Here is an 18,442-nt window from a genome sequence, read left to right on the forward strand (position 1 = left end):
CCCTCCTCCTATCTGTCCATATCCAGTTCTGCGACTTCATCTACGATCTGCTCATAAAATCTACGTCTGTCAGCCTTTTCCCTGTGAAGTTCCCGAAAAATGCAGCCATCCTTAAACAGGAATATCCGGCTTGCAAAACTGGCTGCATATGGATCGTGTGTTACCATTAAGATGGTTGTGTTTAATACCGAATTTGCCTCCTTAAGAGCCTCCAGCAGTTCCGTAGCAGAACTCGAATCCAGAGCCCCGGTGGGTTCGTCAGCGAATAAAAGCCCAGGGTGCTTTACAATCGCTCTGGCAGCGGATACTCTCTGTCTCTGCCCTCCTGAGAGCTCATTCGGATATTTTTCCAATTGCGAGGCAATCCCGAACCTTTTTGCCAGATCTGTTACCATCGTCTCTATCTGATCAGGCGGCAGCTTCTTAAGAGTAAGAGGCACCGAAATATTTTCCCGGATTGTCAGACTGTCCAGTAAAAAGTATTCCTGGAAGATAAATCCAAGATGATCTCTCCGAAAATCTGCCGCCTGGGTATCAGTTAGTGATTTCAGATTTATATTGTTCAGATAAACGTCCCCGCCTGTAGGTTTGTCGATGGTAGATAACACGTTGAGTAACGTCGTTTTTCCGGAGCCTGAAGCCCCCATGATCCCGATAAACTCCCCCTCGCAAACCTGAAAAGAAACCTTATGAAGACTCGGTTTCTGCCCTTTCTTATATATTTTCGTTACGTCCTTCACCTGTAGAACTGTATGCATTTTCCTTTTCTCCCTTCGTCGTTGTACAGGTGCATTATATAATTCTCAAACAAAAAGAACATGAGTAAATCACGCAAATATTTCGCATCATTTCCTCATGCCCTTTTCTATTTCTCTGTCTTTATCTCAGCAACGGCAAATTCCCGGTCAGCTTGTTGACCAGCTTCTTATTTCCACAGATTCCGACTCCGAAGTACGTATGGTCCTTCTCTTCCACTCCTGCAGCCTTTTCTATATATTCCTCATATACATTGCAGCTTTGTGCCACATCCGAAAAATCTACCACCGTCAGTTCAGAAAACTGGGGCTGATAAAGCTGCTCCCGGATCTCTCGGATTCTCTCTTTTGAAGCTTTCAGGACCGGTACCGGAAATGCAATAATTCCCAGATGAATCTTTCCACTTTTATCACAAACATCCGGACCGACTGCTTCCGGGATGTGCTTTCCCAGGGTAATGCCCATGATTCCCGCAGTATTCGCAAGCATTCCCAGCGGCAGTTCCTCATCCAGTACCATCACGCATTTTTGATTTTGTGTTTCCATATGTCTTATACTCCTTTGTTGGTTTGTCGCACATAAGCTTAGCACCTTTCGGCAGAGATTTCTTGTAAGATATGACACCATTTTCCAACCTGGCAGAGTTCAGTAAGGATACCCCCGCCCGAAGGACGGGGCGAGAATGTCCTATGGATATGGGGCATTAGGGATATGGAGCATTGCGCGAAAATACGTTATCTGCCCTCTTCTACTCTGATGCGAAGGCGGAAGACAAAGCTTTCTTTCTCCTTTGTATGGTTGACCCGGATTAGAAATGCGGTGCTTTCCCCGGTAATGCGAAGCCCCTTTCTTTTCGCATATTCTTTCAGCGGCTGTATATCATCCGCAGGGATACAATCCAGCTGATCCAGTTCAATGATCGAAGTGAGGAATCTTCCCGGCGGACAGTAGACTGCCCCGTCAGGAATTCGCAGGCCGCATTTCCTGAGCAGTCCCTGATAGGTCCCAATCCCCGTTTTCAGGGGAATACATGCAGGAGTCTCTTTTGCTCTAAGCATCTCAGGCTCAATCCGCAGGCAGACGACAAACTGTTCCATGTGCTGCATCCAGCATTGTATGTCAGGAGCATGCTCTTCATCCAGCAGATAATAATCATACCGCCCATCTTCCACCTGAATCTCCTTCACATCCGATGAAATGCTGACGCAGGAAGCCAGATGTTCCTGGGTGATGAGAAGAGCCTTCCGTTTTTCAAGCAGTGCCGCAATCTCCTGATCAATCTGTCCGATTGCATTTTCATAGTCATCCATCAACTCCCGAAGACTTTCAAAGTGGTACATTTTGTCAATATCCTGCAGTGAGATACTACATCCCCTCTGTCTGCGGATGAAAAGCAGGTTCACCATATCCTTTAGTGTATAGTCATAATAACCATTCGACGGATTCACAGAAGGCCTTAAGAATCCTTTTGTCCGGTACATGCGGATCGTTTCTGGATTCACCTGTGAAATCCTGGATAATTCATTTATTTTCATAATTTTCCCTCTCTGTATTGACTCTGTACTTAATACAGGGTTTATGATTCCATTATAACAAAGAAAACCTGCTGCTGAAACAACAATATACATTTTTACCGGCAGCAGGATCAAAAGGAGGATCACATGAACAGTAAATACCAGAAACTCTTTACCCCGATGCAGATCGGCAATGTCACGGTAAAGAACCGTTTCGTCATGGCTCCCATGGGACCATTGGGACTCAGCGATGCACTCGGCGGATGGAACGAACGCGGTAAAGAGTACTACACGATGCGTGCAAAGGGCGGCACCGGACTGATTATTACCGGAGTCACCTTTGTCGATGATGAAGTCGAGGAACACGGACTTGGTGCGGTTGCTTCCCCGACACATAATCCAGTAGCTTTCGTCCGTTCCAGCAAGGAAATGACAGAGCGCGTCCACGCGTATGGTGCGAAAATATTCTTACAGATGTCCGGCGGGTTCGGACGAGTGACAATCCCTACCAATATCGGCGAATACCCTCCGGTCGCACCGAGCCCGATTCAGCACAGATGGCTTGACAAAACCTGCCGTGAACTGACCGTTGATGAGATACATAAGATTGTAAAATCTTTTGGAGACGCCGCAGTGAATGCGAAAAGAGGCGGTTTTGACGGATGCCAGATCCATGCCGTACACGAAGGCTATCTGATCGACCAGTTTGCCATTTCATTATTCAACCACAGGACCGATGAATACGGCGGTTCTCTTGAGAACAGACTGCGCTTTGCAAAAGAAATCGTGGAGGAGATTAAAAACCGCTGTGGCGAAGATTTCCCTGTCACCTTGCGTTTTTCCCCGAAAAGCTTTATTAAAGGGCTTCGGGACGGTGCTCTTCCGGGAGAAGAATTTGAAGAGAAGGGGCGCGACATTGAGGAAGGTCTCAAGGCAGCCGAATTACTGGTCGCATACGGCTATGATGCACTGGATGTCGATGTGGGATCTTATGACTCCTGGTGGTGGTCACATCCACCGATGTACCAGAAGAAAGGGCTGTACCGTCCATACGCCAGGATGGTGAAGGATACCGTGAATGTCCCGGTCATCTGCGCCGGAAGAATGGACAACCCGGATATGGCTCTGGAAGCCCTGGAAAACAAGGAGACTGATTTTATCAGCCTTGGACGTCCGCTGCTTGCCGATCCTGATTATGTGAACAAGCTCAGAAGTGGAAAATGCGCTTCCATCCGTCCCTGTATTTCCTGTCAGGAAGGCTGCATGGGAAGAGTCGCTTCCTACTCCGGGCTGAATTGCGCCGTCAATCCACAGGCAGCCAGAGAACAGGATATGGCTTACCGTCCGATACTGAAACCTAAGACCGTGATGATCGTGGGCGGCGGTGTCGCAGGCTGTGAAGCCGCAAGGGTATTAAGCTTACGCGGACACAAACCAGTCTTATTTGAAAAATCAGAACGTCTGGGCGGGAACCTGCTCCCGGGAGGCGCACCTGATTTCAAAGAGGATGATATCGCACTTGCAGACTGGTACGCATATACACTGAATGAACTGGGTGTAGAGGTCCACTTGAATACGGCTGTGACAAGTGACATGGTACGAAATGGAGACTACGATACCGTACTCATCGCAACAGGCTCTGCTCCAAAACTGTTTTCACTTGGAAACGATGAACACACCTATTCTGCTGAGGAAGTCCTGCTTGAAAAAGTCGATGCAGGTGACCGCGTCACCGTGATCGGCGGTGGGCTTGTGGGATGCGAAACTGCGCTCCATCTTGCACAGCGTGGCAAAAAGGTCACCATCGTGGAGGCGCTTGATAAACTGCTTGCCGTGAATGGACCACTCTGCGCATCCAATAAGGAAATGCTGGAACGGCTGATTCCTTTCCATCACGTCGATGTTATTACTGGTGCGAAAGCCGTCTCCTTCAAGGATACCAGCCTGACCCTGGATAATGGGCAGACACTGGAAACAGACAGCGTAATCCTGGCAGTCGGCTATCAGTCAGAAAATTCCTTGTATGAGGAGCTTCAGTTCGAGATACCGGAACTGTACCTGCTCGGCGATGCAAAGAATGTTTCCAATATCATGTATGGAATCTGGGATGCATTCGAGGTTGCGAATAATATTTAAAAAATTGTTGTAAACATAGAAACAAAACCTCTATATATAAGAGGCATGAGTAAATGGTCTTTCAATTCATCATTTACTCATGCCTCTTTATTTTACTTCTTTACTTAATTTCAAGACTTAAATCTCCTGCATAAATATTAACAGATATTTTTCCAAGTATATCATACTGCTCCATATTATCATGCTTCCACTATTTTATTATCTTTTTGAAATAACCGTGTCAATCAGGCCATATTTTAGGGCTTCATCCGCACTCATAAAATGATCCCTCTCTGTATCTAGTTCTATTTCTTCTATCGTACGTCCTGTATTTTCTGCTAAGATGCGGTTTAACCGTTTCTTACTGTTTTGCATATAGTCTGACATAATTTTGATATCACTGGCAGGGCCTTGAATACCATTGCCATGTATAGCAGGCTGATGTATCATAATTTCAGCATTTGGCAGCGCCATTCTCTTTCCCTTTGTTCCACCTGCTAGTAAAAACGCCCCAAAACTCGCTGCAAGTCCAACGCATATCGTTGCTACGTCACATTTGATATACTGCATCGTATCATAGATTGCAAATCCGGCGGTCACAGATCCGCCCGGGCTATTGATATAAAATTGAATCTCTTTATCAGGGTCCTGTGCTTCCAGAAAAAGTAATTGGGCTACGATCAAGCTTGCTGAGGTTTCACTTACTTCTTCTCCTAAAAAAATAATCCGGTCAGCTAAAAGTCTTGAAAAAATATCATAGCTGCGTTCTCCGCGGCTTGTCTGCTCAATCACATAAGGTACTGTACTCATGCTGCATCCACCTCAATCTTTCTTACAGAAATTCTATATGTTACAGAAACTTTATATGTTACATAGCCAGAATAAACGCGGAAATTCAAGGAAATTTTATTTTGCCTGGGCACAAAAACACCTATATCTCTGTACGTTTTAGGCGGATATAAATAAATCTGCTTAAATGCCAGTGAAAATGCCTGCTGTGAATTGTACCCTGCTTCATAAGCAATTTCAGTAATCGGTTTCTTTGTATTAACCAGCTTTTGGGCGGCAATCGTAAGTCTTCGCATTTGCAGATATTTGTAAATCGTATATCCTGTTTCTTCTGTAAAAATTCGATTTAGATGAAATTTGGAATATCCGATATTTTCTGCTATCTTCTCTAAATCAATTTCATTTTCTAAATTATCCTCGATATAGTCAATGACCTTTTTCACAATTTTTTTATGCACGTTCATAGTATATCCCTCCTAATTTTATCTATTATAACAGCTTATGGACAAACTTGTCTTAATAAAAAGTGCTATTCTTGTACATCCCTACAACATTTAATCGACCATTTGGATTTATATAGTAAAGGAGAGGCATAAGTAAAATGCACTGATATTACTGCATTTACTTATGCCTCTCTTAACAAAATACATACTTATTCCAAGTGTGGATGTAGGGAAAATGGCTATACCACGATCTTCCCATCTTCAATCCTTACGATATAGTCTGCCATCTGTGCGATCTCCGGGTTATGCGTGATCATCACAACGGTCTGATGGAACTCCCGGCTGGTGGTCTTTAACAGCCCCACCACGTTATCGCTGGTCCTGGTATCCAGGTTCCCCGTCGGCTCATCCGCGAGCACGATGGCCGGCTTTGATGCCAGTGCCCTGGCGATTGCCACTCTCTGCTGCTGTCCGCCTGACAGATTATTCGGAAGACTGTCCAGCTTGCCATCCAGTCCCAGCATTTTGGCAACATTCATGATAAACTTTTTATCCGGCTTCTGTCCGTCCAGTGTAATCGGGAAAATAATATTCTCCCATACGTTCAGGGTCGGAATCAGGTTGTAATTCTGGAAGATGAATCCAATTCTTTTGCGCCTGAATACTGTAAGCTGCTCATCGCTCAGCTTTGATAATTCTTCTCCTGCAATCGTCACCTTTCCACTAGTAGGGCGGTCCAGACCGCCCAGCATATTCAACAGTGTGGACTTTCCGCTTCCACTCGTCCCCACGATCGCAACAAATGTTCCGCGCTCAATCTGCAGATCCACGCCATCCAGAGCGCGTACCTCTGTTTCCCCTTTCCCATAATATTTTTTCAGTCCTCTGGTCTGTAAGATTGTACTCATTCTCATATCCTCCTGATTTTCTATCAACATATTCATTGCATCTTCTGATTTGACATTTCCTTCCCGCTTCTCACCGGAGATTCCCATTTTTCAATAGTTCGGCGATTATTCGGCAACCCGCAGCTTTTCCACGATGCTGCCCTTATTAAACATTTTCAGTGCTATGACCGGCACAATTGCAGCCACGATAATCAACAGGACGGATACAAGCAATGCCGGAACCAGAGTAAACTGGAAGGTAAAATACCACATACTTCCCAACAGAATCTTTACCATCGTATATCCCAGCACCACGGACAGGAGCAGACCGATCCCGCAGGCGCCCAGTGCATAGTAGACACTCTCACATATCATCATTCTGGTGAGCTGCTTATCTGTCATTCCCAGACTCTGCATAGTGGCAAATTCGTGACGACGGGCCAGAATCGTGGTAATCACGGTATTGAGCAGGTTGAGTACCCCGGCGATTCCGAAGATTGCCCCGATCAATCCGCCGACGAAGTGAATCATCGTGCGCGTCGTCTCGGCACTTTCACGCGCCTTCTCAGCAGATGCATAATTGATGCTGGGATCTACTTCTTTCATATACTTTTTCAGGAAGGCAGTCATATTTAATCGTTCTGATTCTTCCACATCAAAGGAATACTTATAGACTACGGGTTCCTCATATAACTCCTGATAGACACTGGTCGGGAAATAAAGGAAAAGGCCATCGCCTCCGACCAGATTCGTGCCATTGCTGGTATACCCAATCTCTTCATCATCTCCGTTTAACGCTGCCTTGGCCAATACAGGCAGTTTCTTTACCGGCTGTCCATCCTGATATACGGTAATGATATCCCCCACATCTACAAAGTTTGCATCCTTTCCAATACTCATATCTTTACGGTCAACTCCTACTCCAACCAGTACACCTTCACCGTTTAACATTTTTTCATAAAGTGTATGAGGATCGTGCTCCCCCTCCTGTATATCCATTCGTGCTATGGAAGATTCCTCCATACCGTATACATTACACATCGGCCGCTTATCATCTCCCAGCGAAAACCAGTAATATTCTTCTGTCGCCGCATATGTCAGACCAGTTCTTTCATCCACATAAGGATCTTTTGTGGGATGAATCCCAAAATCATAGGTTACATTTGTATCTTCTATGGTATTTTTATATACTGCAGAAGCATCCTTGACACCCGGCTGTGCCTTGATTGCCTCCATCGTTTCCTGGCTCAGTGCCTGTGTGCGCATGGTAAATCCTTTTTGTCCGTTGGTGCTGACAGCGTTGACAACTGCAAAGTCCGTACGGATGTTGTAGTTTACCTGTTTCTCCACATCCAGACTGAGTGCTGCGATACCGACGCAGTTAAGTAATGTCACACAGAGCATTAAGGATACGATGATAAATGCAGTACGGCGTTTATTCCGCCCCAGATTAGACATTGCCAGACGGGGAATACTGGCCCCTGTTGTACTTCTCTTTTTCGTGCGTTTTCCTGCTGCATTCTCTACATACCGAAACGCCTCAATCGGAGGAATACTGGCTGCCACACGCACTGGTTTCCTGGTACTTAAGAAGACTGTAAAAGCTGCAAAAACTGCGGAAGCTATAAAAATCACCGGTGATGGCGAAACGCTGACAGAAATATTCTCATATTCTACAGATAAGACATTCATGACCACCGGAAGTGCAGCCTTTCCAACCAGATATCCGACTGCCAATCCCATTGGAATCCCGATACAGGAAAGCCACAATGCCTGCCTGTTGATTAAGTGTCTGACCTGCTTTTTGCTCATGCCTACTGTTCTGTAAAGACCGTAGCGCTTGATTTCCTGCATCACGGCAATATCAAATACGTTATAGATTAACAGGTAACCGCAGAAGGTAAATAATACAATAAATGCTGCTCCTGTTGCGATGGTATTTTTGTCCAGCGCTGGATTGGTCATACCATTGATGACTCCTGGCACGTAATTATCCGCGTTTTGATCTTCTGGTTCTCCGCCTACACTGCGTATCCAGTCATACATTTTATCATTCAGGCCGACTATGCTTTTCGCCGTAAAATCGGAGAAATAGGTTCCTGCAATCTCCCTGTCCTGGGGATAGGTAAAATCAAATATTTCCGGATGGGCTTCTGTAAAGGCCTCCCCCGCAACCATCACGCTGGTCTGGTCATTGTATGCCGGATACCAGCCTGAGACGACCAGTGGAAGGCTGTATTGCTGCTCATGTACAGTGAATTCGACTGTAACCTCTGCTCCCACCTTAGGTTTTGCACCCAGTTCCCGGATCGCCAGGTCAGAAGCGACGATTTCATCTGCCGCAGCAGGCATTTTCCCGTGGCTTGGATTACAGAAGGTCAGCTCCGCCTGCGTCTCATCCATAACATCCAGTTCCACATTGTGTCTTACCGTATTCGTCAGAAATCCGACCGGCATCCGCAGTCCGTATTTTTCTATAAAATCTGCATCCTTTAATGCCGTAAACTGTTCCTTTGTCATATTGCGCAGGTCACCGTCCGACCTGCTTCCTTTCTGCATCTGCATGGTCAGCTTCATAGAATCCATGGCCCCCATGCCTGTCGTTGTCACCGTTGTGAACAGAATCGTAGTGAGCATAATTGCCAGCACCGCGATCAGATTCCGCATCCTGCTGGCTTTAAAACTCCGCTGCGCCAGAAGATTCAACATTTTTGTTTTTATTTTATTTGCGCTCATACCGCTACCTCCTTGCTTCTCTCAATAACAGGATAACAAGGCAATGTCACATTTGAGGCACATTCAATGTCACAATTTTGTGACGTTGCTTAACAACGCCAAAAAAGCAGGATATTTTTCATAAAATTTCTGAAAAATATCCTGCTATATAAAATCCACTACAATTCTTTTGGGAATCTATGCATCCATATTCAGCCGTCGTGTAATGCTCTCCTGTTCTGTAACGTGAACAGAGAAAATAGGAAGCATGACTGCCAGTATTATAAGCACCGCCATCAATACATGTGCGGGTGCCAGTGTAAAATGGTACGTAAACCACACATCTGGTTCACTTCGATTGAGGTACTGCACCAGCGGTCCTGCAGCAATCGCTGATATACCATAAACCAAAACTCCAGCCATGACCGTAAATAGTACATTCTCCAAAATCAGTAGTTTCAAAAGCTCCCCGCGGCTCATGCCCAGACTTCGGTAAACCGCGAACTCTTTACTACGTGCCAGAGTCCTGTGCAGAATCAAGTTGATGAATCCTAAAATCGCAATCAGAAATAGGATGGCGCTCAGGATGATTTTGGGTCCGAGCATTGTCCATACAGACATTCTCCCGCCGTCGTAATAAAGCTGTCTGTCAATGGTAAAATAGTTATACCCCTTCTCTTCCTGATAGGAATCTACGATCCGTGCCACTTCTTTTTCCTGCCCATTCGGTGCACTGATCAGCAATTCTACTGGTGAACGGCCAGGATACTGTTTCTGGAAATTGGCCATTGAAATATAACATTCCAGATAAAATGCGGCATCCGGTTTCACGAACATAGAATTATATGGCCGACGGGCAGTCCCCATGACTGTATAATCGGCTTCATCCACGGAAAGAACAGACCCTTCCTTCGGGAGAGGCTGGTCGTAATCATCTGCCTGATTCATCGTATTCTTATTCATACCGGACACATAGGCAAAGGGCGCATGTTCGAACATTTCCTGGTCATAGTGTCCTGACAGGTCGAACATTTCATTTGTCATCACCCACATGTATTCCTCTTCCACGCCATAGACCGCGGCCGATATCGTATGATCTTCTTTCAACTCACGGAAAGCTTCCTCAAATCCCACATATTGCAGATAATCCTGATAATACTCCATGTTCCGCTCATAGTAGTCCACTATTTCCTTCCAGAGAAAGTCCGTAAGCTTGATTTTTGTCTCCGCATAATAGACCCGGCTGATATTCTGATTCCCCACTGCTTTACTAAGCCGTTCGTACAGCTCCGGCGTCAGGCTGTGGTCATCTGGATCATAGAAAACATTATATTTCTGCCCATCCCCTTTGACCAGATAATCAAAAGAAAATTTATTCGATACAAATTTTTCCAGATCCCGACTGATATACTGCACTGCTACTACACCTGCAAACACCGCAGATACCAGAAGTGCTGCCAAAGCAAATGCCATACGGCCCTTCTGGCGGGCCACTCCTTTCCAGGCGATGAGAAATAGAGAATTGGGATGATATGTATGCCCGGAAATCTCTTTGTCTCTTTTTGGGTGACGCGTTGGATGTCCTGTATAATGTAAGGCAAGTAAAGGAGTCATATGGCTGGCCTTTAAAGCCGGCCAGAAGGCTGCCAGAAAGACCGTCACCCATGTTCCCAGCAGGGAAAGTACAAAATCATACCAGGGAAGGACCAGACTCATCCCCGGTAAATCATTACCTGTCAGCACAAAGGTAGCGGACACCCACTGCGTTAGTCCGTATCCTAAAAGCCACCCCAGCGGCACACTGAATAAGACAAGAATTCCCACCCAGTGATAGACCACGCACCTCATCTGCAACGGCGTCATACCGATTGTCTTCATACGCCCATAGAACTGGATGTCCAGCTCCAGCATCATCTGGAAGATAGAAAAGAACATCAGAAAACCGCATAAAAAAACAATAGGGCAGTTTTTCAGAATGGAGGCTGTATGACTTGTGATGCGTTCTGCATTCTCCTCCTGGAAAACCGAATTCACCGTGTACTGCTGCGGATCTGTCACACCGATTTCTCTGGCAAGCTTCTCTGCCTTCTCCTCGATGTGCCAGGTACGCCAAAGATTCACTCCGGCTGTAATGCTGGCGGTATTTGCCGGCTGCGGGAACTGGTCTGCCAGTTCATCCGACACCCACATAAGATAGGAATACATATTGGAATCCCAGGTACCTACCAGTGTAAACTCCTGCTTTACAGGTTCTTCTCCCTGTTCCGGGACAAAAGAAAGGGTAATGGAATCCCCTACCCTGCTGGACCCTCCCAGTGCATAGGCGGCCTGGACCTCCATGGCAATCTCGTCTGACTTCTCAGGCAGTCTTCCGCGGGTTGGGACTGCTTCTACCGTAGGTGCATATCCTTTAGAATACGAAGCGAGCTGATAGGAAGCGCCTCCCTCTGATACCGTCCCGACAGACTGATACCAGGGTGCCTCCTTCACATCCTTAAGCTCTGAGAGCCTTTCCGCCTGCTGCTTTGTCAGTCCGGTAAAAAGTATATCCGCCTGGGTATTGGACATTCCGCGGATCTGATATTCATAGCCTGCCCCTTCTGTTGAGACAAGAAACAGGACAAAAGAAAAAATCCCTGTTACCAGGACCGCCATCAGAATGGTCAGGACACTGCGGACTTTGTGGAACCGGATTTCGCGTATCGCCAACTTTCGGCAGAGCTTCGTATTGATATGTTCAAACATACTGTCCTGTCCCCCTTACTCCTGAATCCGTCCGTCTTCCATACGGACCACCCGGTCGGCAAGCTGTGCCAGTTCCAGATTATGCGTAATCATGACCAGCGTCTGTTTGAATGTATCTACACATTCTTTCAACAGCCCGGCTATGTTCTGGCTGTTTTTAGAATCCAGGCTTCCTGTCGGCTCATCCGCCAGAATCACAGATGGTTTGGCTGCCAGAGCCCTTGCGATTGCCACTCTCTGCTGCTGACCGCCGGAAAGCTGATAGGGATAATCTCCCAGGCGTTCCTTCAGATGAAGGGTATGTATGACCTCTTCCACAAAAGCCTTGTCCACGCGTCGTCCATCCAGATCTACCGGGAACACGATATTTTCATAAATATTCAGTGTAGGGACCAGGTTATAGTTCTGAAAAATGATGCCCAGCTTCTTTCGCCTGAATATCGACAACTCCCGGTCCTTCATTCCGGTAATCACCGTGCCATCTATGGTAACCGTACCGCTGGTAGGTGTATCCAGCCCGCCTAGCATGTTGATCAGCGTAGTCTTTCCACTTCCGCTGGTCCCCACTACCGCATTGAATGTGGATTTTTCTATGGTAAGGTTCACGTCATTTAAGGCATGGATTTCACTTGCACCGTCCTTAAAGATTTTGGTCAGATGCTGTGTTTCTATTACATTCATAAATAAGTTCTCCCTTGATGTCTAATTTTTAAGCCGGCAAGTATACGGAAAATGTCGTTCCCTGCCCGGGCGTTGATTTAACACTGATATAGCCTTTTTCATAGGTGATGATCTCACGGGACAGATAAAGCCCGATTCCAACGCCTTCCTCCCGTGATACGTCCTCTGACCGGTAAAAGCGTTTGAAAATATCGTGGTGATGTTCCTTTGCAATTCCAATTCCCGTGTCTGTGATATCGATTCGGACATAGTATTCCCAGGCCTGTGCCCGCACAGATACCGTCCCTCCTGGCGGAGTGTATTTCACCGCATTATCTAAAAGATTGCCCAGTGCCTCGGCCGTCCATTTCGGATCATGCTGTGCTTCCAGATCCGGGGGACAGTCGGCTGACAGTTCGATCTGCTTCTCCTCCGCTTTCATCAGGACCACATTCATGGCCTGCATCACCGTATCCTGGACCGGACATTTCACTGCATCAAGCTTCACGATTCCGGTCTCCAGCCGGGACATCTTGATCATGGACTGCAGGAGGAAATCCAGCTTTTCCACCTGACCGTCCAGAAGATCGAAAAACTCATTTTTCTGCTTTGGATCCAGCTCATGCTGCCGCAGAATATTCGTATAAATCTTCACATTGGCAATCGGTGTTTTCACCTGATGGGAAATGTCGGAAATAATCTCCTGAATCTCCTGTTTTGCCTGGATGCTGTCGTTCTGTTTGTCATGCATAACCTCATAATACCGATAAAGAGTCTCCATGATACGTGTATCTGCCCCATTGTCACAGACGTTGACTGAGGGCATTTCGGCCTCTCCCCGGCCCAACTGTTCTATGGTATCACATACGGCATCAGAAAATTGAAGAGTCTTGCGGCGCAGATACTGTGTCCATGCCATACTAATCAGAAAAAGAAGCACCACGCCTGCGAAAATCAGATGACGTGGTGCAGGATCCGGCAGGTAATACCACAGGCCGGCATAAATGAGTACTATCAGAAAAAAAGAAAAAAACGCCGGGATCCATGTCCTGATTTTTAATTCAGATAGCCAAGTCATGCTCTCCCTCCGATCCAGGCATATCCCATTCCGCGGATTGTCTTGATATAGGTATGGTTTTCATCCTCTATTTTATTCCTCAGCCGATTGATGTTCACTGTGAGGGCGTGGTCATCAATGTAATGTTCCACACTGTCAAATACCTTCTCCAAAATCCTCTGTCTGCTAACAATATTTCCTGCATTAGCGATTAAAAGACGCAGAATCTTATATTCATTTGGCGTGATCGCAATCTTTTCGCCCCCACGCAGGGCAACCATATTCTCCAAATCCAAAAGCAGGTTCCCGTCATCAAACGCAGCTTCTGCCGACGGAATCCTCTGTCCGCGTCTTAACAAAATCCCGATCTTCTTTACCAGCACACTTGTACTGAACGGCTTGGTAATATAATCTTCTGCCCCAAGGTCCAGTCCGTTTAATACATCCGCTTCCAGGTCATTTGCCGTCAGAAATACGATGGGAAGTTCCGGGTGTAATGTCTTCATATCCCGGCAGAGGTCGAATCCATTCCCGTCCGGCAGATTCACATCCAGGATGACCAGCGAGAAGCTCTCCGATGCCGTCAGGTACTGTGCCTTTCGGCAGTTATAGGCCGCAACCGAAGCATAGCCAGCCGCATCCAGTTCAAAACAAAGCCCGGCATTTAATGCCAGATCATCTTCTACTACTAATATACGTTCCATTATGATCCTCTCGAACAATTTTATTTTTCCTGGGGGTAGCCTTTCCCCTCATAGACATAATATTCCTGATGATTTTTCATGTAGCTGTCAATCTCCTCTCTGGCCAGATCCGGCATATCCGTAATGAGCCCGGATGCTCCCATCTGAAGATAATTCTCCATATCATCGTAATTATTAGCGGTCCAAATATATACTGGAAGCCAACTGTCTCTGGCCTTCTCCATAAAGCTGTTGCTTGCAAGCCCTTCTTCTATGGCGAGGAAATCAATCTTGTATTCCCAGACAGCATCCTCGATTTTCCCTGCACCGCCGTAAATACAGTAGCCTACCCACCATTTCGGACGCTCTGCCTTTAACAGATACACACTATCATAGTCCAGTGACATAAAAATACACTGATTTTGGGCTTTACACTTTTCTACGATTTCGATTGCCTTGTTTACAAGCTCTTCCTTATTATCTGCTGTAGGTTTTAGTTCCACCAACAGGCCAATCTGATTTTCCGTCTTCTGTGCGGCCAGGATCATCTCCTCAAAAGTAGGAATATCCCCCGTCTTTCCATTGGAGGTGACTGTCAGCTCCTTGAGTTGGGCTGTAGTCAAATCCTCCACCTTGTCGGACACACCGGCCAGCCTCTGCAGTCCTTCATCATGAACCACCATGGGAATACCGTCACTGGAAAGCTGAATATCGATCTCGGCATAATCCGCTCCAAGGCCAGAGGCAGTCTCCACGGCTTTTATCGTATTTTCTGCCTCATACATACAGCCTCTGTGTCCAATTGCCCAGGGCTTATGGAGCAGCGGCGCTTCATTAAAATATCCAATCACTGCCGCTGCTGTAAGCAAAAGAAGAAATCCTGCCCAAAGCTTTTTATGCTTTCTGGAATTCCAGAACTTCTTTCCGATTGCCGCAAGGAACCTTCCGCCTCCTGCTGCTGTCCGGGCTGTTCGCTTTAAGACTTCATTTCCCTTCTCCGGTCCTGAAATGGACGGAAGTTCTCCATATTTTTCCAGAATCCCAAGCATCAGCAGGTATACCAACGCCATTGCCACACACTGGAGAAGGGTAAAGAAAAGCCAGTACAAGAGACCTGTCCGATAAGACTGGGAACGCAGGAAATATTTTAATATTGATAAATTAAAATCCTGGTTTTGAATCAGTCTTCCCTGCAGCAAATCTAAAAGCCAGCTCTCCGCGAAAAACCACAAAATAAATACGGACCAGAGTTTTAATTTGTCAGTCAGGCTGATTAAACGGTACCACTTAAAATTCTGCCTCACAGCTTTTATGAAGTTCATATTTTTCAATATCATAGCAAGCGGCACCAGGGCCAATGCCATAAATAATATGAGAGATCCCGCACGGATTGCATAGACACCGAGACTACCTATATTGGTTCGCTGTAGCTCCCCGATGACAAATCGTGGAATCTCTACCTTCGGGACAAGGGAATTTAAATACCCCACATGGACTAGCGGCAGGAACAGCACAAAATATACAGCCGCCAGAAGGATAGAAATGTGCTTCAATTCCTTCCTGTTCCCCCAAGCTCCCTTTAAAATCTCCTCGAGTCCGGCCCTCTCCCCTATCCTTGACCAGTACACGGCATGGATCAGGCAGCTAATCTCATAGTAGCACCATAACGCAGCCGCAAGAAATAGCACCAGAGTCAAAATCAAGCCCAAAGGCGACAGTATACTGAAGAACATTCCCTCATTGAATACAGGAGTATCACCCAGTACCCAGGTCGTGAAAATCCAATCTAAAATGGGGCCGATCACAAAGAACGTCATAAACTTGAAAAATACTTCCACCTTTAGTACTGCAAGACATCCCTGCCCCCATACATATATTTTACTCTTGTCCATCCATATTCCGTCCTTTCGTGGGCTGGAAAATCCTCCACCTGTTACTCTATCTGTAGCTGTATACAGCATAACCCCCAGTACATCCCAGTGTCAAGTTTTTATAGCCCTCATTGAATGAATACTATTCATTGACAAAATCATGGACTTGCGTATACTGCTGTTAAAAGGAGGCGAAATACATGCGGATTACGAAAGAACCCGAAGAGCGAAAGCAGGAAATCATAGAAACTGCCATGCGTCTTTTTCACGAAAAAGGATATGAAAAGACTTCTATTGCAGATATTGCCAAGGCGATTGGAGTGGCACAAGGATTATGTTACCGTTACTTTCCATCAAAAGAAGCACTTTTCGACTGTACAATAGACCAATATGCCCAGGTATTGGCTGACAGACTTTCCCTTCCGGCGGATATTCCGGATATGCCGCTAAAGCAGCTCTTGAAGGCTATGCCTGCAGATGTGGAAACTGACGATTCGGATTTCTACCAGGTCTTTCATGAAGCCGACAACAAAAAGTTTCACGACCAGCTTTCTCTTAAGGTCTGTGAAAAGCTCGTGCCTGCAGTTATTCGATTACTTGAAAAAGCCCGTGAGAACGGTGAGATTACAATCGATGATATCGAAACCGCCGCCTATTTCTGTGTATATGGACAACTGGGTATTCTGCTAAATAATCACGGTTCTGCTGAAGAAAAAGCAAAACGTATTTATGATTTTTTAATCTATGCATTAAGGCTTTAAATGAAGTTTCGAAGAAGCCCCTGTTTTCGACAGGGGTATTTATAAACTTTACCAATGAATAATGTTCATTCATTGGTAACTTACAACGATAAGGAGGACTTTTTAATGTTCAACGATATTAATTTTATAGAAGGGAATACCAAGCACTGCCTGATGGCAATGACACTGCCTATGATCGCTGCCATGTTTTTAAATATGGCCTATAACCTGGTAGACAGCCTCTGGATTGGAAACCTTTTAGGGGAAACAGCTTATGCAGCTCTTACGAACTCGACCCCTGTCATTCTGATTCTCACCTCTATTGCCATGGGGGCCGCAAATGGCGTCTCCATCCTGATCTCACAGGCAGTAGGTGCTAAGAATCAGAAACGGATCGACAGCCTGATCGTCTCCTCTCTGATTACCTCTATTCTATTCGCCCTTGTAATAACTATAGGACTCGAACTACTGCTTCCCGCTATCCTTTATGGCCTGAACACACCGGCAGAGACCTATTCTATGGCCTACAGCTATCTGTCTATTTATGTATTGGGGTATCTTGCCGTATATCTGTACCTCTATTTTACTGCTGTACTTAGAAGTTTTGGAAATTCGATGTTCCAGGCGGCAGCTATGCTGGTATCCACGGTACTCAACGCTATACTCGATCCTGTCTTTATTAAAAATATGGGATTTAAAGGGGCTGCTATAGCAACCCTTTTGTCACAGTTTATCTGTCTTATATTTATGCTGGTCTATTTAAGGAAAAAGCGATTATTCGGAATCCGTATATCGCTGTACAAAAAAGAGGATATTCTCCTTCTGATCCAAAAGGCGGTTCCCTCCATCGTACAGCAGAGCATCCCTGCTGTCAGTACTACCTTTTTGACTGCCCTTGTCAGCACATACAGCATTACAGCAATCGCCGCCTACGGAATTACCGGAAAATTGGAAACCATACTCTTTTATCCTGCGATGGCGCTGAATATGGTGCTTACTACGGTGATTGGACAATGCGTCGGTGGGAAACGCTTTGACCGTGCAAAGGACTATTTGAAGTGTGCTTTGTGTTTTGGTTGCGGCCTGCTTGTTATTCTATCTGCTGTGATCATATTCTTTTCCAGACAGTTGTCCGGCTTTTTCATCCAGAGTACTGAGGCTGCCTCCATTGTTAGAACCTATTTTCTCATTGTCAGTATCGGCTATGTCCTGAACACAGTCACGAACTGCTTTCTTGGCCTATTGAACGGCTTTGGAAAGCCTGCAAAGAGCATGTTCCTGATGATTTTTTATTATATGATCGTTCGTATGCCCCTTGCTTATCTGCTCTCCCATCTCGGATTTGGGCTCAATGGAATCTGGACTGCCATTTTAGTCAGTCATATTGTTGCAGCAATTGCTGCTGCCTTCACAGGAACCTTACATATGAAAAGGACTGTGGAGAACACAAAATTATAAAGGAGGTTT

General features: G+C 45.9%; 15 protein-coding genes. 3 read left to right on the forward strand and 12 right to left on the reverse strand.

Features of this window, described 5'->3' with window-relative positions:
• Nucleotides 1-8 precede the first annotated feature (8 nt).
• The 3 genes from HGO97_RS15620 to HGO97_RS15630 all read right to left on the reverse strand — a co-directional run bounded on the left by HGO97_RS15620 (nucleotide 9) and on the right by HGO97_RS15630 (nucleotide 2,291).
• A complete protein-coding gene (locus HGO97_RS15620; protein WP_216243554.1) occupies nucleotides 9-758 on the reverse strand; it encodes an ABC transporter ATP-binding protein in 750 nt (249 codons plus the stop codon).
• 121 nt (nucleotides 759-879) lie between these two features.
• The gene (locus HGO97_RS15625) at nucleotides 880-1,302 is read right to left on the reverse strand and encodes a DUF2000 domain-containing protein (protein ID WP_216243556.1); all 423 of its coding nucleotides are present in this window, start codon (nucleotides 1,300-1,302) and stop codon (nucleotides 880-882) included.
• 188 nt (nucleotides 1,303-1,490) lie between these two features.
• A complete protein-coding gene (locus tag HGO97_RS15630) occupies nucleotides 1,491-2,291 on the reverse strand; it encodes a MerR family transcriptional regulator (protein ID WP_216243557.1) in 801 nt (266 codons plus the stop codon).
• Between the two features lie 126 nt (nucleotides 2,292-2,417).
• On the opposite strand from HGO97_RS15630, the gene HGO97_RS15635 reads away from it, so the two are divergent.
• On the forward strand, nucleotides 2,418-4,406 hold the full coding sequence (locus HGO97_RS15635) for an FAD-dependent oxidoreductase (protein ID WP_216243558.1): 1,989 nt from the start codon (nucleotides 2,418-2,420) through the stop codon (nucleotides 4,404-4,406).
• A 198-nt stretch (nucleotides 4,407-4,604) separates the two neighbouring features.
• Here the strand turns inward: HGO97_RS15635 and HGO97_RS15640 are convergent, their stop codons facing one another.
• From HGO97_RS15640 to HGO97_RS15680, 9 genes are all read right to left on the reverse strand, one after another.
• A complete protein-coding gene (locus HGO97_RS15640) occupies nucleotides 4,605-5,195 on the reverse strand; it encodes an ATP-dependent Clp protease proteolytic subunit (RefSeq protein WP_216243560.1) in 591 nt (196 codons plus the stop codon).
• Nucleotides 5,192-5,638 (reverse strand): helix-turn-helix transcriptional regulator, encoded by a 447-nt coding sequence (locus tag HGO97_RS15645; protein ID WP_216243561.1) that lies wholly within the window; start codon nucleotides 5,636-5,638, stop codon nucleotides 5,192-5,194. Before HGO97_RS15645 ends, HGO97_RS15640 begins: the two co-directional genes overlap by 4 nt.
• Before the next feature lie 218 nt (nucleotides 5,639-5,856).
• On the reverse strand, nucleotides 5,857-6,525 hold the full coding sequence (locus HGO97_RS15650) for an ABC transporter ATP-binding protein (protein WP_216243563.1): 669 nt from the start codon (nucleotides 6,523-6,525) through the stop codon (nucleotides 5,857-5,859).
• Nucleotides 6,526-6,630: 105 nt separating this feature from the next.
• Nucleotides 6,631-9,240, reverse strand: a complete 2,610-nt coding sequence (locus HGO97_RS15655; protein ID WP_216243565.1) for an ABC transporter permease — start codon at nucleotides 9,238-9,240, stop codon at nucleotides 6,631-6,633.
• Nucleotides 9,241-9,417: 177 nt separating this feature from the next.
• The gene (locus HGO97_RS15660) at nucleotides 9,418-11,964 is read right to left on the reverse strand and encodes an ABC transporter permease (RefSeq protein WP_216243567.1); all 2,547 of its coding nucleotides are present in this window, start codon (nucleotides 11,962-11,964) and stop codon (nucleotides 9,418-9,420) included.
• A 15-nt stretch (nucleotides 11,965-11,979) separates the two neighbouring features.
• Entirely contained in the window at nucleotides 11,980-12,645 is a 666-nt protein-coding gene (locus tag HGO97_RS15665) for an ABC transporter ATP-binding protein (protein WP_216243570.1), read from the reverse strand.
• A 28-nt stretch (nucleotides 12,646-12,673) separates the two neighbouring features.
• Entirely contained in the window at nucleotides 12,674-13,702 is a 1,029-nt protein-coding gene (locus tag HGO97_RS15670; RefSeq protein WP_168866359.1) for a sensor histidine kinase, read from the reverse strand.
• Nucleotides 13,699-14,385: a response regulator transcription factor gene (locus tag HGO97_RS15675; protein WP_168866358.1), complete on the reverse strand. Its 687-nt coding sequence runs from the start codon at nucleotides 14,383-14,385 to the stop codon at nucleotides 13,699-13,701. Before HGO97_RS15675 ends, HGO97_RS15670 begins: the two co-directional genes overlap by 4 nt.
• A gap of 20 nt (nucleotides 14,386-14,405) precedes the next feature.
• A complete protein-coding gene (locus HGO97_RS15680) occupies nucleotides 14,406-16,256 on the reverse strand; it encodes a glycerophosphodiester phosphodiesterase family protein (protein WP_216243571.1) in 1,851 nt (616 codons plus the stop codon).
• Between the two features lie 179 nt (nucleotides 16,257-16,435).
• Here HGO97_RS15680 and HGO97_RS15685 point away from each other — a divergent pair, with 179 nt between their 5' ends.
• Nucleotides 16,436-16,996 (forward strand): TetR/AcrR family transcriptional regulator, encoded by a 561-nt coding sequence (locus HGO97_RS15685; RefSeq protein WP_216243574.1) that lies wholly within the window; start codon nucleotides 16,436-16,438, stop codon nucleotides 16,994-16,996.
• A 105-nt stretch (nucleotides 16,997-17,101) separates the two neighbouring features.
• Entirely contained in the window at nucleotides 17,102-18,433 is a 1,332-nt protein-coding gene (locus HGO97_RS15690) for an MATE family efflux transporter (protein WP_216243576.1), read from the forward strand.
• Nucleotides 18,434-18,442: the final 9 nt, after the last annotated feature.

This window comes from Faecalicatena faecalis (assembly GCF_012524165.2).
Classification (GTDB): Bacteria; Bacillota; Clostridia; order Lachnospirales; family Lachnospiraceae; genus Faecalicatena_A; species Faecalicatena_A faecalis.